The 14,196-nt window shown below is 60.1% G+C and carries 14 protein-coding genes; 12 read left to right on the forward strand and 2 right to left on the reverse strand.

Annotated features, from left to right (window positions below; genetic code table 11):
* The 5 genes from CKW29_RS25880 to CKW29_RS24655 all read left to right on the forward strand — a co-directional run.
* The coding region (locus tag CKW29_RS25880; protein WP_218192191.1) for a hypothetical protein at positions 1-210 on the forward strand (210 nt) is incomplete at its 5' end.
* Positions 211-895: 685 nt separating this feature from the next.
* Positions 896-1,225: a hypothetical protein gene (locus CKW29_RS24640; RefSeq protein WP_095149276.1), complete on the forward strand. Its 330-nt coding sequence runs from the start codon at positions 896-898 to the stop codon at positions 1,223-1,225.
* Positions 1,226-1,296: 71 nt separating this feature from the next.
* On the forward strand, positions 1,297-2,070 hold the full coding sequence (locus tag CKW29_RS24645) for an alpha/beta fold hydrolase (RefSeq protein WP_159950348.1): 774 nt from the start codon (positions 1,297-1,299) through the stop codon (positions 2,068-2,070).
* Between the two features lie 318 nt (positions 2,071-2,388).
* Complete coding sequence (locus tag CKW29_RS24650; protein ID WP_095149278.1) at positions 2,389-3,276, forward strand: serine hydrolase; 888 nt, start codon at positions 2,389-2,391, stop codon at positions 3,274-3,276.
* 123 nt (positions 3,277-3,399) lie between these two features.
* On the forward strand, positions 3,400-3,855 hold the full coding sequence (locus CKW29_RS24655; protein WP_095149279.1) for a glycine zipper 2TM domain-containing protein: 456 nt from the start codon (positions 3,400-3,402) through the stop codon (positions 3,853-3,855).
* Positions 3,856-3,903: 48 nt separating this feature from the next.
* On the opposite strand, the gene CKW29_RS24660 is transcribed toward CKW29_RS24655, so the two are convergent.
* Positions 3,904-5,247, reverse strand: a complete 1,344-nt coding sequence (locus CKW29_RS24660) for an ATP-binding protein (protein ID WP_371850806.1) — start codon at positions 5,245-5,247, stop codon at positions 3,904-3,906.
* Positions 5,244-5,954 carry a response regulator gene (locus CKW29_RS24665; RefSeq protein ID WP_095147122.1) on the reverse strand — a complete coding sequence of 237 codons (711 nt, stop codon included), beginning with the start codon at positions 5,952-5,954 and terminating at the stop codon, positions 5,244-5,246. The genes CKW29_RS24660 and CKW29_RS24665 overlap by 4 nt, the downstream gene beginning before the upstream one ends.
* A gap of 168 nt (positions 5,955-6,122) precedes the next feature.
* On the opposite strand from CKW29_RS24665, the gene CKW29_RS24670 reads away from it, so the two are divergent.
* The 7 genes from CKW29_RS24670 (at position 6,123) to fnr (ending at position 14,097) form a co-directional block, all read left to right on the forward strand.
* Positions 6,123-6,914 carry a VacJ family lipoprotein gene (locus CKW29_RS24670; RefSeq protein ID WP_095149280.1) on the forward strand — a complete coding sequence of 264 codons (792 nt, stop codon included), beginning with the start codon at positions 6,123-6,125 and terminating at the stop codon, positions 6,912-6,914.
* The gene (locus CKW29_RS24675; protein ID WP_095149281.1) at positions 6,904-7,182 is read left to right on the forward strand and encodes a hypothetical protein; all 279 of its coding nucleotides are present in this window, start codon (positions 6,904-6,906) and stop codon (positions 7,180-7,182) included. The genes CKW29_RS24670 and CKW29_RS24675 overlap by 11 nt, the downstream gene beginning before the upstream one ends.
* A gap of 176 nt (positions 7,183-7,358) precedes the next feature.
* Entirely contained in the window at positions 7,359-8,381 is a 1,023-nt protein-coding gene (locus CKW29_RS24680) for a DUF1214 domain-containing protein (protein ID WP_095149282.1), read from the forward strand.
* Positions 8,382-8,506: 125 nt separating this feature from the next.
* On the forward strand, positions 8,507-10,429 hold the full coding sequence (locus CKW29_RS24685; RefSeq protein WP_371850807.1) for an alkaline phosphatase D family protein: 1,923 nt from the start codon (positions 8,507-8,509) through the stop codon (positions 10,427-10,429).
* Positions 10,430-10,540: 111 nt separating this feature from the next.
* On the forward strand, positions 10,541-10,966 hold the full coding sequence (locus tag CKW29_RS24690) for a VOC family protein (RefSeq protein WP_095147126.1): 426 nt from the start codon (positions 10,541-10,543) through the stop codon (positions 10,964-10,966).
* Positions 10,967-11,515: 549 nt separating this feature from the next.
* Complete coding sequence (locus CKW29_RS24695) at positions 11,516-13,189, forward strand: monovalent cation:proton antiporter-2 (CPA2) family protein (RefSeq protein WP_095147127.1); 1,674 nt, start codon at positions 11,516-11,518, stop codon at positions 13,187-13,189.
* Positions 13,190-13,374: 185 nt separating this feature from the next.
* The gene (gene fnr / locus CKW29_RS24700) at positions 13,375-14,097 is read left to right on the forward strand and encodes a fumarate/nitrate reduction transcriptional regulator Fnr (protein WP_095147128.1); all 723 of its coding nucleotides are present in this window, start codon (positions 13,375-13,377) and stop codon (positions 14,095-14,097) included.
* The last annotated feature ends 99 nt before the right edge of the window (positions 14,098-14,196 follow it).

Raw genomic sequence — 14,196 nt, forward strand, 5'->3', positions numbered from 1 at the left:
GAGCACGAGGTCGGCAGCCTCGCGTTTGAATTCAGCAGAAAAGGAACGGCGTTGTTTGGTCATCTGACACCTCGATCTGGCGAGCATTCTCACCTAAATGGGTGTCCGGTTTCATTAGACCACTACACCCTCGCCAGCTTAGCTAACTGGTTAACCCGGTTGATTAACTGGGCTGAACGCCTTATAGACCGGAGTCTTGTAGCCCATTAACCACGCAGTTAACCAGGTTAACTCTCGCGCTTGGGAAAGGGAGAACTGTCTATCGCCAGCAGACCACAGCTGACAGTAGGCTGGTGATCGTTGACGGCAGAAGCTATTGAGCTGCATAGTTGCAAGCAGGCTAAGCAATTATCACCAGATGTCAGCCGTGGTACAGAAAGGAATCTGCCAAATGAATGCACATCAACGCTGTCGCCGCACCTTATTCTGGCGTGGCTCATTTTCCGTGATACTAGGTTTTTCCGTCTTGAGTCTAGCCTTGATACTGGCTGACCGATCAGCTCCAGCAACTGCCCTAGAGTTCGATGGCGTAAATTTGAGTCAGCAGGTGGGTCATTCCCAAAAATTGGGAACCCTGACCACTGCGCCAATCCTGGCGGCGTCTCAATAAGCTAAATCTGACCGTTCATCCGATTGCGAAAATCTCAGCCACCCCCGTTACGGAGAAACCTTGGGCGATAGGTTGAAAGCGGAAGAAAATGTCCCAGCAGCGAGCACCGTGTATCCCCACGTGTATCCCAACAGAAAAATCCTAGACACAGGCCACGGAAATACTGGATAGTTATAGTCTCCCTCGGGCACCAAAATTAAGAAAGGTCTTGCTTAGCAAGGCCTTTTTTTTCGCCTGCAGGAAAGTGCGACGACCGTCCTGCAAGACTTCACAAGGATCCACCCCATGGAATTGCCACTGGAAACAGTCGCCCTTTTCTCCCTCAAGCTGGCGTACGAGACAGAGGGTCAAAGCCCGATTTTGCGGGATGATCCGATCATGGGCGACTATCAGCGGGAGATATTCGAGTTACTGCTGCGCCGGGGTGATATCGAGGCGATCCAGCGTAAAGTGGCCGAATGCGTGGGATTGGCGCTGGCCGCTTTAGGTGGTGTGGACAAACCCCTGGGGCGCGAACTGCACAGGTTGGCCGCTGATTTCAGCCAGGAGCAGACGATGGAGCAGTTGCAGGCTCCGCTCATTGCACTCAGGGATTACTTGAAAGATATTCAGTGACTGACAGGCTCGCCTAAAGCGCGGCTTATCGAGCTTTTACATGGATGATGCGGTTCAACAAGGAGAACACCATGAGGCAAATAACGGTCGCGGGATCGCAGGGCGATCTTGCGGTGATTGAAGCAGGACAGGGTGAAGGTTTGCCGGTGCTCTTCCTCCATGCGGACTCTGGCCGAGCCAGCCAATGGGCGGGAATGCTCGAGCCTATCGGACGCGACCGGAAAGTCTATGCCCTGGATTCACGGGGCAGCGGAGAAAGCTCCCCGGCTGCGGATGGGGACTATTCCTATGCAGGGCGTGCGCAGGACATCATCGATGTCGCGGCAGCCTTGAAGCTAAAACGCTTCTTCATCGTGGCCCATAGTGGAAGTGGTGCCGCAGCGCTGGACTATGCCGCCCGATACGCCGAGCGGGTGGCGGGGCTATTCCTGCTTGATCCCGCGACAGACCCAAGGGCACTTCCCAGCGACGTTCGCGCCGGCATGCTGGAGGCGCTCAAGGGGCCAACGAGCCTCGATGTGCAACAGGGGTTCTATGCCACGATCGCAGGCAATAACCCACAGGTACAGTCCAGAGTTCTGCAAGACTGTGCCGTGGTCGATCCGGCGGCACGGCTGGGGTTTGCGGTGGCGTTCGCCGACTGGAACCCGGAACCCGCGCTGGATGCCTGGAAAGGTCCGGTTTTCCTCTTGGTCAGTAGCGCGAACGACAATCCAAATGCGCTCTATGCGTTACGGCCGCAGTTACCCCACGCTGTAGTGGCCGATACGGGGCACTGGATGCAGCTTGACCAGCCTGACAGGGTCGCGCAGGAAATCCTGAGCTTCATTGCCAGCCTGCGATAGCCAGTTAGTCGGAATTAGAAAAGAGAAAAGGGGACAGATTTGCTTTTATGCTGCGGTTGCACACCTCCTGCCTTTCGCCGCGCAGGCCTGGAACAAAAGTAACTCTGCCCCCCATTTTCTGTCTCTTCTTTGCATCCCTCCTTGCACCCCGAACTCCCAAATCAAATTCGAGGTCGGTTGTGTCACACAGGCTGATCCCGCTCGCTTGGTCGCGCAAGCGTGTTTTTACGATATACCCCATACCGCCTGCTTACGTTCATGATGCCGGGAAGTCAGGCCAACACGGACTTTTAGCCCCTCTCCATGAGCACGCCTTCGATGATGTCTGCCCTTGTACTGAACGGTCACCCACTCACACCCAACCCCTCCGATACCAGTGTCCCTTGGTGGAGTTTCACCAAAACGGTACTGGCCGCCACGGCGCTGTCCTTGGTACGCGATGGACTGGTTAGTTTGGACGACCCGGTGCTGGAAGGCTCGTTCACCTTGCGTCAACTGCTGCGCCATGAGGCCGGACTGGCGGATTATTCCGAGCTGACGGAGTACCACACTGCGGTTGCCAATAATGAAACCGCGTGGCCGGCCGATGAGATGCTGAGTCGTCTTGATGCATCTACGCTGCGATACGCCCCGGGAACCGGCTGGCGCTACTCGAACGTCGGCTATCTGTTCGTGGCACGGCTGATCGAACGCACCACCGGCCTGGCGCTGGAAGAGGCGCTGATCCAGCGGGCCCTGAAGCCTTTGGATGTTTGCCACGTCCGGCTCGCCAAACAACGCGCCGACCTGCAAGGCGTGCCTATGGGTGCAGCCTCCTGTTACGACCCCGCATGGGTCTATCACGGCCTGCTGGTCGGGCCACTGGGGCAAGCGGCGACCTTCCTCGATCGATTGCTGGCCGGCCATCTGCTGCCGGAGACGCTGCTACAGGACCTGCAGACAGTCCGTCATCTGGGCGGGCCGATCACCGGGCGACCCTGGACTTCACCCGGTTATGGCCTGGGTGTGATGCGTGGCCCGGTTGAGGGTGGCTTGACCCTGTGCGGGCATACCGGCGGCGGGCCGGGCAGTGTCGTGGCGGTTTATCGAGCGACTGACGACGAAGCATCTGCGACTTGCGCCGTGTTTCAGGAGGGCGCCGATGAAGGGGAGGTCGAAGCCGCTGTCGTAAAAGACTTGCGGGCTGCCTTGGGCCAAGCGGGCTAGAGACAAATCCAAAGCCCGCGGTTCACGGCTTGCGCCGCACCAGTCTGATTCAATCCGTGTGCTAGGCTTTTTCCCGATTGCCCATGGCCAATGAAGGCCGCCTCAGCACACTGGAGTTATCCGATGAATACATCTGCCTCGTGGTTGCTTGCACCGGTTTTTGCCTTGTTGCTCAGCGGTTGTGCCGCTGTGGGCGCGGGCAGTGGCGGTGCGGGGGAAATGGAGATTCGCAGCGGCAAGATCGAGCAGATCACGCTCACGCAGATGCAGACCAATCACGACAGCGGTGTCGGGGCGATTCTGGGCGGGTTGGCCGGGGTCGGTATCGGCAGCCTGATCGGCAACGGCACCGGCCGGGATGTGGCCATGGTCGCCGGGGCGCTGGCCGGGGCGGCGGGCGGTAATTACGCAGAGAAGAAACACTATGACCAGCCACAGCAAGCGCAGCAGGTTATCGTGCGGGTGAAGAGCGGTGTGCTGGTGTCGGTGACCCAACCGGTCAATCCTGCGCTGACCAAGGGCAGCAATGTCTACATCGAAGGCAGTGGCAACGAGGCTCGGGTGGTGCCGCAGAGTTGAGGCCGCGGGGCAGGTTCATGGCACGTCTTGAGGCCTGTCTGCCTGCCCCTACCCCTCCAGCACCGGCAACACCACCCTCGCTTCCAGCCCGCCGATCTTGCGGTTCCTGACTGTCAGCTCTCCCCCATGCTCCAGCACGATCGCCCGTGCGGCTGACAAGCCCAACCCCACGCCCCCCGTGTTTTTATTGCGCGAGCCTTCCAGCCGGTAGAACGGCACAAACACCTGTTCGTAGCGGTTGTCCGGGATGCCCGGCCCACGGTCCAGTACGCGAACGATCACTTGCTTCTCGTCGCCACGCAGTTCGATGGCCGGCTCACTGGCGTACTTCAGGGCGTTTTCCACCAGGTTGGTGATGACGCGCTTGAGGCCCAGCGGGCGGCCGACGTAGACCAGTCGAGGCGGGCCGCTGAAGGGGATCTCGATGGACTGGTCACGGTAGTCGTCGATCAGGGTATGCAGCAGCTCGGCCAGGTCAAACGGCGTGGCTTGTTCCAGGCGCGCATCGTCGCGGAAGAAGTCCAGGCTGGAGTTGATCATGGCGTGCATTTCATCGACGTCGCGAAACAGTTTTTTCTGCAGATCAGGGTCACCGATGAACTCGCCGCGCAGGCGCATGCGGGTCAGGGGCGCACGCAGATCATGGGAGATCGCCGCAAGCATCTGGGTGCGGTCCTTGATGAAGTGCTGCAACTGGGCCTGCATGGCGTTGAACGCAAGGATGGCCTGGCGGATTTCGTTCGGGCCGACCGGCTCGATAGGCGGGGCGCGAAAGTCGACGCCAAAGCGCCGTGCGCCCTGGGCGAAGGTTTTCAGGGGCCTGGCCAGGCGGCGGGTGGCGATCAGGGCGACCAGACCGGTGGACAGCAGCACCAGCATGATGACGATCAGGTTGCGCGCCCAGTGCTCCAGCCCCCAACTGCGCGAGGGCATGCCGAACATCAGCCAGGAGCCATCCGTCAATTGCATCACCAGGGCGTACTGGCCATCCTGCCGTGGCCAATCGCGGGGTTGGTAGACCTCCAGGCGCGAGCTATCGAACAGCTGATGAGCCTTCGGGTTGTTCGTGCGGGTGCTCGCCTCGGGGACATCGGGCAGGTTCAGCGCGTCATGGTTGGCGCGCCACTTGATGTCGAGGGTGCCGTCGCTGGCGGCCGTGGCCAGTTTTTGCCGCTGCGAGGGTTCCGAGGCCTCGATAACCCGGCTCAGGGACGACAGTTTTTCCAGCAGGCCGGTCTCGGTCAGCGGTGGATACGCCCACACGCCCGCCACTTGGGTAAACAGGGCGTAGAAGCCCAGCGAGGTAAGCATCGCCAGGATGGTGGTCAGGGCGATCCAGCGCGAAACGGTATCCCGCGAGCGCAGGCACCGGCCCCACTTGAGCCCTGTCACTGACGGGTCACACTAGGGGTGAACAGATAGCCGCCGTTGCGCACGGTGCGGATCATTTCCGGGCGCTTGCTGTCGATTTCCAGTTTGCGCCGCAAGCGGCTGACCTGGACGTCGATGCTGCGATCGAACGCCTCATGGGCGCGCCCACGGGCCAGGTCCAGCAACAGTTCGCGGGTGAGGATGCGCTGCGGATGCTCGACAAACACCAGCAGCAAGTCGAACTCCCCGGCCGATAGCGGAATCATCACCTGATCCGGTGAGCGCAGTTCGCGTCGCGTGAGGTCCAGTTGCCAGTCGGCGAACTTGATCAGCGGGTGTGGCACCTGGCCGGTCAGCGGACGCACTTCGCCCACCCGACGCAATACAGCACGCACCCGCGCCAGCAGTTCGCGGGCGTCGAAGGGTTTGCTCAGGTAATCATCGGCGCCCATTTCCAGCCCCACCACCCGGTCGCTCAACTCGCCCATGGCAGTCAGCATGATCACGGGCGTGGTGTATTGCTGGCGCAGGCGCTGGCACAGGCTAAGACCGTTTTCGCCAGGCATCATCAGGTCGAGGATGATCAGGTCCGGCACCTGGCGCTCGATAGCGGCCCACAGTGAGACACCGTCGGTGGCGACCTCGACGGCATAACCTTGCTGCACAAAAAATTTACTCAGTAGATCGAGGACCTCAAGGTCGTCGTCCACGATCAAAAGATTGCTCACCGGCGCATCACTCAGCGTCTGATAGATCTGACATCTAAAACCATTCGGCGCGCCCCGTCATTTATTTCATCAGGGTCACAAAGCATCAGCCCCGCAAAAAAGCAGACATCTTTAAGCAAGGTGCAGCTGCCAGCATCCAGCTTCCTCTTTTTCCAAAGACTGTCCGCCATGCCTGTGTTCAAGCGCTCCCAAGCACTGTTTCGCAATACCGCACTGCTGCTGACCTTGACCTACCTGTACGGCTGCACCAACCGTAACACGGCCGACACTTCAGCTACCTGCGCCCAAGTCAGCTACCCGCTGCATGACCCGGCCGAGCAGGTTAACCGCGGTATTTTCTCGTTCAACCAGGTGATCGATGAGTACGCCATCGCGCCGGTCGCTCGCGGTTATGGCTACACACCGGATTTCTTCCAGCTGGGCATGCATAACTTCACCACCAACTTCAACGAACCCACGGTGTTCGTCAACGACCTGATGCAAGGCAACGGCAAGCGGTCACTCAACACCCTGGGCCGCTTCACGATCAACAGCACGGCCGGCCTGCTGGGGATGATCGACGTGTCCGACTCGCTGGCGATCCCGCGCCACACCTCGGACTTCGGCCAGACCTTCGGTGTGTGGGGCATCGGTGCCGGACCGATCGTTGAAATGCCGGTACTGGGCACCGCCAACAGCCGCGACGCGGTCGGCAAGGTTCTGGCCGCTGCCTTCAACCCGTTTGGCGACAACAGCGACACTGCCGAAACCCTGACCACCGTTGCCAGTGTCGGTGGCGTGATCGACAAGCGCGCCGCGGCATTGCCGTTGACCGACACCCTGTCACAACAACCGGATTACTACGCGGCCTTGCGTGACATCACCGCCGAAAAGCGCGCCAAATTCGTACAGGAAGGCAAACTGGGCGAGTCCGACCCGCAACAGAAACGCTGTGAAGAAACTCCAACCGATGCCACGTGACACCCAATCGCTGGTGCTCGAGCAGCGCCAAGTCAAACGCACCCATACCCACCTGCACGGCAGCGAAACCAGCCTGCACCTGTCCGATGACAAGCGCGAGTTGATCCTCAGTCGCTACATCGAGGTGTCCAGCCCCGAAAGCGTGCAGTGGGTGGAGCGCAGCCATCGGGTGCCGGTGGCCACCCTGATGCGCTGGATAATCGCCCATGGCGAGGAGCAAGCGGTGGAGCAAGGCAATGAAGTGCCCACCCACCGATCGGTGATTTGAACCCGCTCGCGGGCCAATGCTGTGTATTCCCCTCCCCTTTCAGTGCCTCGTCGGCGGTATCACCCACTGCCTGCACCCTCTTGCTTTAGCACCCCAAGCCCTTACTATCGCTGATTCACTCGAAGCGTCGTCCCTGCGGCACCGACGCCTGCCCTGCGCCTTGAAAGGACTCAACGATGAACACGACCCTGATTGCCACTGCCGTCCTCACGGCCCTGCTCGCCAGCGCCCAGGCTCAGGCCGCCGATAAGGCGGTGCCCGTGACCGTCGACAACTTCATCCGCGCCGAATCGGACATGTACGTGGGCACGCTGACCCAGCAAGGTGGCCTGGGCAAACTGCTGCACCGTCGCGAAGCCGCTTCGATCGAACACCAGACCGTCATCCGCCTGAACCGCGACACGCTCTACTCCTCCGGGGTGTTCGACCTCGACGCCGGGCCGGTGACCATCACCCTGCCGGAGCCGGGCAAGCGCTACATGGCACTGCAAGTCATCAACCAGGACCACTACGTGCCGAACGTGTACTACGGCGCCGGCAGCTACACCCTGACCCGCGAAAACGTCGGCACCCGCTATGCGGTGACGGCCATCCGCACCCTGGTCGACCCGGCCAACCCGGACGACGTCAAACAGGTGCATACACTGCAGGACGCGATCAAGGTCAGCCAGAAAGCCCCTGGCTCGCTTGAGTTGCCGCAATGGGACGCCGCCAGCCAGAAGAAAGTGCGCGATGCCCTGCTGGTACTGTCCTCGACTATCCCCGACTTCAAGAAAGCCTTCGGCACCCGGGACACCGTCGACCCGATCCGCCACCTGCTCGGCTCGGCATCTGCCTGGGGTGGCAACCCGGACAAGGACGCCACGTACCTGAACGTCACCCCGGCGCAAAACGACGGCAAGACGGTGTACCGCCTCACCGTCAAAGACGTGCCCGTGGACGGCTTCTGGTCCGTGAGCCTGTACAACGCCGAAGGCTACTACCAGCCCAACCCGGCCAATGCCTACACCCTCAACAACCTGACCGCGAAGAAAGCCGATGACGGCTCGATTGCCATCCAGTTCGGCGATTGCCAGGCAACGACCGTCAACTGCCTGCCAACGGTTGCGGGATGGAACTACACCGTGCGCCTGTACCGTCCGCAGGCGCCGATCCTGAACGGCACATGGACATTCCCCGAGCCGGTTGCGGTCAAGTAATCCGCAGAGCAGGGGCTGGCTGCCGGCCCCTTAATCAACATGCACATATGTAAGCCGGGACATATTTCTGCGGGCCGGCTGCGGTATCATCGACGGCTAATTTGCGCCAAGAGCCCCACCCCCGGATGTCCATGCCCGCCCTGCCCCTCGACACTCAATCACCCTTGCCTGCCGTGTTGGTTGGCCCGCTGCTGCGGCGCCTGGAGCCGACGCGCCTGGTGCTGTGGCTGGTGGGGTCGCGAGCGCTGACGCTGACGTTGCGCCTGTCGACAGGCGGCGACATCGTGCTCAACGCTAGCCGCTGCCAGGTGATCCCGGTCGGCAGCCAGGCCTTTATCCACCTGATCGACGTCAACCTGGACGCTGCCCTGCCCTGCGACGTGGCGATTGAGTACGACCTGTTGATCACTCAGGCCGATGGCTCGTCCAGCGGTATCGCCGAGTGGGCACCGCACCTGATGTATGGCGATGCGCAGCAGCCGAACTTTGTCCTGCGCAGCCGCATTGATCAGCTACTCCACGGATCCTGCCGCAAACCTCACCACCACGCCCGTGACGGCCTGCTGTGTGTCGACCAGCTGTTGGCGACCACCCCTGTCGCCGAGCAACGACCGGCGCTGTTGATGATGAGTGGTGACCAGGTCTATGCCGACGATGTGGCAGGGCCGATGCTGCGGGCGATTCATGCCTTGATCGAGCGCCTGGGTCTGTTCGGCGAGCACCTGGACGGCGCGGTGGTGAACGACAGCGCCGCGCTCTACGGGCACCCGGCCAGCTACTACCATCGCGCCGACCTGCTGCCGGCGCTGTCGAGCAACGACACCCTGCGCGAGCGGTTTTTCGGCGGGGCGCGCAAGCCGATTTTCACCAGCAGCAGCGCCGACAATCATCTGGTGACCTTCGCCGAAGTCATGGCCATGTACCTGCTGGTGTGGTCGCCAACCCCCTGGACGCTGATCGCCCCCCAACCGCCGACCCTCACTGCGCCGCGAAAGGAGCGCTATGCCCTAGAGCAGGTGCGGATCGATGCCTTCAAGGAGGGGCTGGGCGGCGTGGCACGGGTATTTGCGCACTTGCCGTGCCTGATGATCTTCGATGACCACGACATCACCGACGACTGGAACCTCAGCGCCCAGTGGGAAGAAACCGCCTACGGTCATCCATTCTCCAAACGCATCATCGGCAATGCCCTGATCGCCTACATGCTGTGCCAGGGCTGGGGCAATAACCCCGATGCACTCACCGCGCTTGTGGATAAAACCCACGCCCTGAACGCCCGAGACGGTTACCTGGACAGCGCCGCGCAAGACGCGCTGATCAGCGACCTGCTGAAGTTCCAGCAGTGGCATTACGTGCTGCCGACCACGCCGGCGCTGGTGGTGCTCGACACCCGCACCCGTCGCTGGCGCAGCGAGTTCAACCTCAAGCAACCCTCAGGGCTGCTCGACTGGGAAGCCCTCAGCGAACTGCAACAGGAACTGCTCGACCACCCCTCGGCGATCATCGTCTCCCCGGCTCCGGTGTTCGGCGTCAAGCTGATCGAGACCGTGCAGAAAGTCTTCAGCTGGTGCGGTTATCCACTGCTGGTGGATGCGGAAAACTGGATGGCCCATCGTGGCGCGGCGCAGGTGATCCTGAATATTTTCCGGCACTCGCGCACGCCGGGTAACTACGTGATTCTGTCGGGCGATGTGCATTACTCGTTCGTCTACGAAGTACTGATCCGTCATCGCACCGCCGGCCCGCGCATTTGGCAGATCACCAGCAGCGGTATCAAGAACGAATTTCCGCCCAGCCTGCTCGAATGGTTCGACCGTCTCAACCGCTGGCTCTACTCACCGCGCTCGCCGCTCAATTGGTTTACCAGGCGCCGGCGCATGCAGGTGGTGCCCCATGTGCCGGAACACGCACAAGCCGGCGAGCGGCTGTGGAATTCGGCGGGCATTGGCCAGGTGTTCTTCAATGAACAGGGCCAGCCGCAGGCGATCTACCAGCACAATGCCAATGGCTCGCCGAAAACCCGGATGGTGGCGCCGTCCCAGGACTGACCGTCAGTATCATGGATACCAAACAGTGCCTGCGCGACAGGAGCGAGGTCATGCCTCTCCTCGCCCAGGCACAGACCACCCGCTGAAGTTCACCGCTTACGAAGGATACGTATGCTCACACGGAACAAGATGGTCCCCGAACTGATGGTCAGCGATCTCCAGCAGAGCCTGGATTTCTGGACCACGCTGATTGGCTTTCGCATCGCCTACGATCGCCCTGAAGAGGGTTTTGCCTACCTCGATTTCGACGGGGTGCAAGTGATGCTCGAACAGCACGACCCACTGGAGGGCCAATGGCAGACGGGGGCACTGGAAGTGCCCTTTGGCCGCGGCATCAACTTCCAGATGACCGTCGATGCCGTCGAGCCGATTCTGCAGCGTTTGGCCGAAGTCCAATGGCCGCAATTTCGCCCGTTTGCCGAAGCCTGGTATCGCTGCGGTGCTGTTGAAGTGGGCCAGCGTGAACTGTTGGTACAAGATCCGGACGGCTACTTGTTGCGCCTGGTCCAGGAACTGGGAGAGCGACCCGCCCGGTAGCCATCGGCGGCCTGATGATGACCGCGAGGCGGTGCCTGGGATACACCGCTTTCGCTTAATCCAAAAGATGATCATTATTTCACAGTCATCAACCCGGACCGCGAACACTCCATACTAATATAAATAACTAACCACTAAACTTAATGCATTAAATCTGACACACTACCAATGCCACTCACGATATAAACACAACACCAAACCTGAAACTTCCAGAACTCGCCAGCCTGAGACTTAGCGGCTGTCAGGCACTCACCCCACTGCCACAAAAATCAGCCCTGACGCGCCCTTACGCTTTTATCAATTTATCAAAAATGTTTATTTATAATCAGTAAACATTGACCTCCCACGCCTCCCCCCTCCTAATTAACCGAGCCAGGCAGTCTGAAACCTGCTGCCCGGAAAGCACCTTGGCATGCAAAAAAATCGAGCATGCAAAACGCAACAGCGACGCAGCCCATAAAGCGCTGAGCTACGCTTTCTGCACATTGAACATTCATTCACTCTACAGCCTCCACCCGATACGCTGCGCAACCACACAGGGAACGATCAATGCTCAGAGATGTTTTAATTATTCTTACAGCATCGTTGGTAGTCATTGCACTGTTCCGACGCCTGAACCTGCCACCGATCCTCGGCTACCTGTGTGTCGGGTTGATCGTAGGGCCGCAGGCACTCGGCTGGGTGAGTGATTCAGAGGGTCTGCCCTACCTGGCGGAACTGGGTGTGGTGTTTCTCCTGTTTTCCCTGGGCCTGGAATTTTCGCTGTCGAAAATGCTCGCCTTGCGCAAGGTGGTCTTCGGCCTGGGCAGCCTGCAAGTCATCATCTCCAGTGTGATTTTAGGCGGGGCCTTGTACATGGCGGGCTTGCAGGCGAGTGGCGCAGTGCTGCTCGGGGCCGGCCTGGCGTTGTCCTCCACGGCCATTGTCAGCAAGGAGCTGACCAGCCTGGGCGAAGTCTTCAGCCCCCACGGCCAGAACGCGATCGGTGTATTGCTGTTCCAGGACGTGGTTGCGGTGCTGTTGCTGACGATGGTACCGGTGTTTTCCGGAACCTCCGGGCAAGCCTGGTACTGGGCACTGCCCATCACCCTGGGCAAGACGGTCGTGCTGTTCGTGGGCTTGTTCCTGATCAGCCGCTGGCTGCTGCCGAAACTGTTCCATGAGATCGCCGCCTCCCGCTCCGCCGAGTTGTTTGTGCTGCTGGCCCTGGTAATTGTCATGCTGACGGCCTGGCTGACCCATTTGCTCGGGCTCTCGCCGGCGCTGGGCGCGTTTCTGGCCGGCATGCTACTGGGAGAAAGCAGCTACCGGCACCAGATCGAAGCCGACATACGCCCTTTCCGGGATATCTTGCTGGGGGTGTTTTTTGTCAGCATCGGCATGCTGATCGACCTGAGCATCTTCCAGAGCCACTGGCTCTTGATCATCGGCTTGACCCTGGCGTTGCTGGTCACCAAGGGCGTGGTCGTTGCCGTCATACTCCGGCTCAATGGCAGCAACAGCGAAACGTCCTGGCGCAGCGGCCTGGCATTGGCTCAGGGCGGTGAGTTCTGCTTTGCCCTCATGACGCAAATGCAAGCCAACAGCCTGGTATCCAAGGAACTGAGCGGGCTCTTGCTGACCGCGACCTTCTGCTCGATGGTGGTGACCCCCCTGATGCTGCGAGTGGCCCCGGCCATCGCCAAGCGCCTGCACCAGACGCCGAACGATGAGGTCAACATCGATGAAATCGCCCTGCAAAGCCAGGAACTGCACGGCCATGTGATCATCTGCGGCTACGGTCGCGTGGGGCAGGCCATTGGCCGAGTCCTGATGGGTGAGCAACACCGGTTTGTGGCGGTCGATGATAACCCTGAGCAAATCCAGAACGACGCCGCCCAGAAGAATGTCCACTACGGTGACTCGCGACGCCCCGAGCTACTGGCCGCCCTGGGCCTGAACCGCGCGCGCCTGGTGGTGATTGCCATCGATGATGCGGACGCCGCCATGACCATCATCCAGGCCATCAGGCACATCAACAGCACCATCGACATCATTGTCCGCACCCAGGACGACAGCCAGACCACCGAGTTGAAAGCGGCCGGTGCCACCGAGGTGATTCCGGAAGTACTCGAGTCGACCCTGACACTGGCCGCCCACACGCTGATCATGCTGGGCACTCCCAAAGAACGCGTACAACTACGGGTGGACGACGTCAGACGCAACCGCTACCACTTGCTGTAATCCACATCAAACCCGCTCAACAGTCGGTGATAACGGGCGCACTCAAGGATCGAGTGCGCCCTTTGAACACGCCAGCACCCGACGTTGTGAAGGTGACAGAAATAACCATTTTTTAGCGCCTGCATGATGCCGCCCGACATAGCGGCCAAGGCATTACGCACCCACGATTTCCTCAAGGCTAAAACATGCAAACCCCTGCCCCCCTGAAGCACGCCGAAACGCAGCACTGCAAAGATTGCAAGTTAGCCCCCCTATGCCTTCCTCTCTCGCTCAACAGTGAGGATGTCACCTCATTGAACGAGATCATCAAGCGCGATCGCCCGTTAAGAAAAGGCGATTACCTGTTTCGCCAGGGCGATCCCTTTACCTCTATTTACGCCATCCGTTCAGGCACGCTGAAAACTTCCAGCCTGAACAGTAATGGCGAAGAGCACATTATCGGCTTCCATTTGCCAGGCGAACTGATCGGCTTTTCCGGCATGGATATAAACGCCTACACCTCAAGTGCCCAGGCACAGGAAACCACCACGGTGTGCGAAATCCCCTTTGATCAACTGGAGAAGTTATCGGAGCGAATTCCGAAACTGCGACGCCAGTTGATCCACATCATGAGCCGGGAAATTCGTGACGATCAAAAAATGATGCGGCTACTGGCCAAGAAAAATGCCAACGAACGCCTGGCGGCCTTTCTGGTCAATCTGTCCCTGCGCTTTCACGCCAATGGTTACTCGGCCAATCAGTTTCGACTGAGCATGACCCGCAATGAAATCGCCAACTACCTGGGCATCGCCACCGAGACCGCCTGCCGCACCTTCACCCTCTTGCAACAGCAAGGGCTGATCGCAGCGCAGGGCAAATGCATCCAGATCATCGACACCACATCGCTGTGTGAACTGTCCAACCGGTAAGCGCTGCGGGTTCATCCAGGCCCGGCCGTGTTCCTGGAGAGCTGCAGCGGTGTGATCCAACTACAGGGATTCCAGACCACCATCACTCGGATCAGACCT

This window comes from Pseudomonas sp. Irchel s3a18 (assembly GCF_900187535.1).
GTDB lineage: Bacteria > Pseudomonadota > Gammaproteobacteria > Pseudomonadales > Pseudomonadaceae > Aquipseudomonas.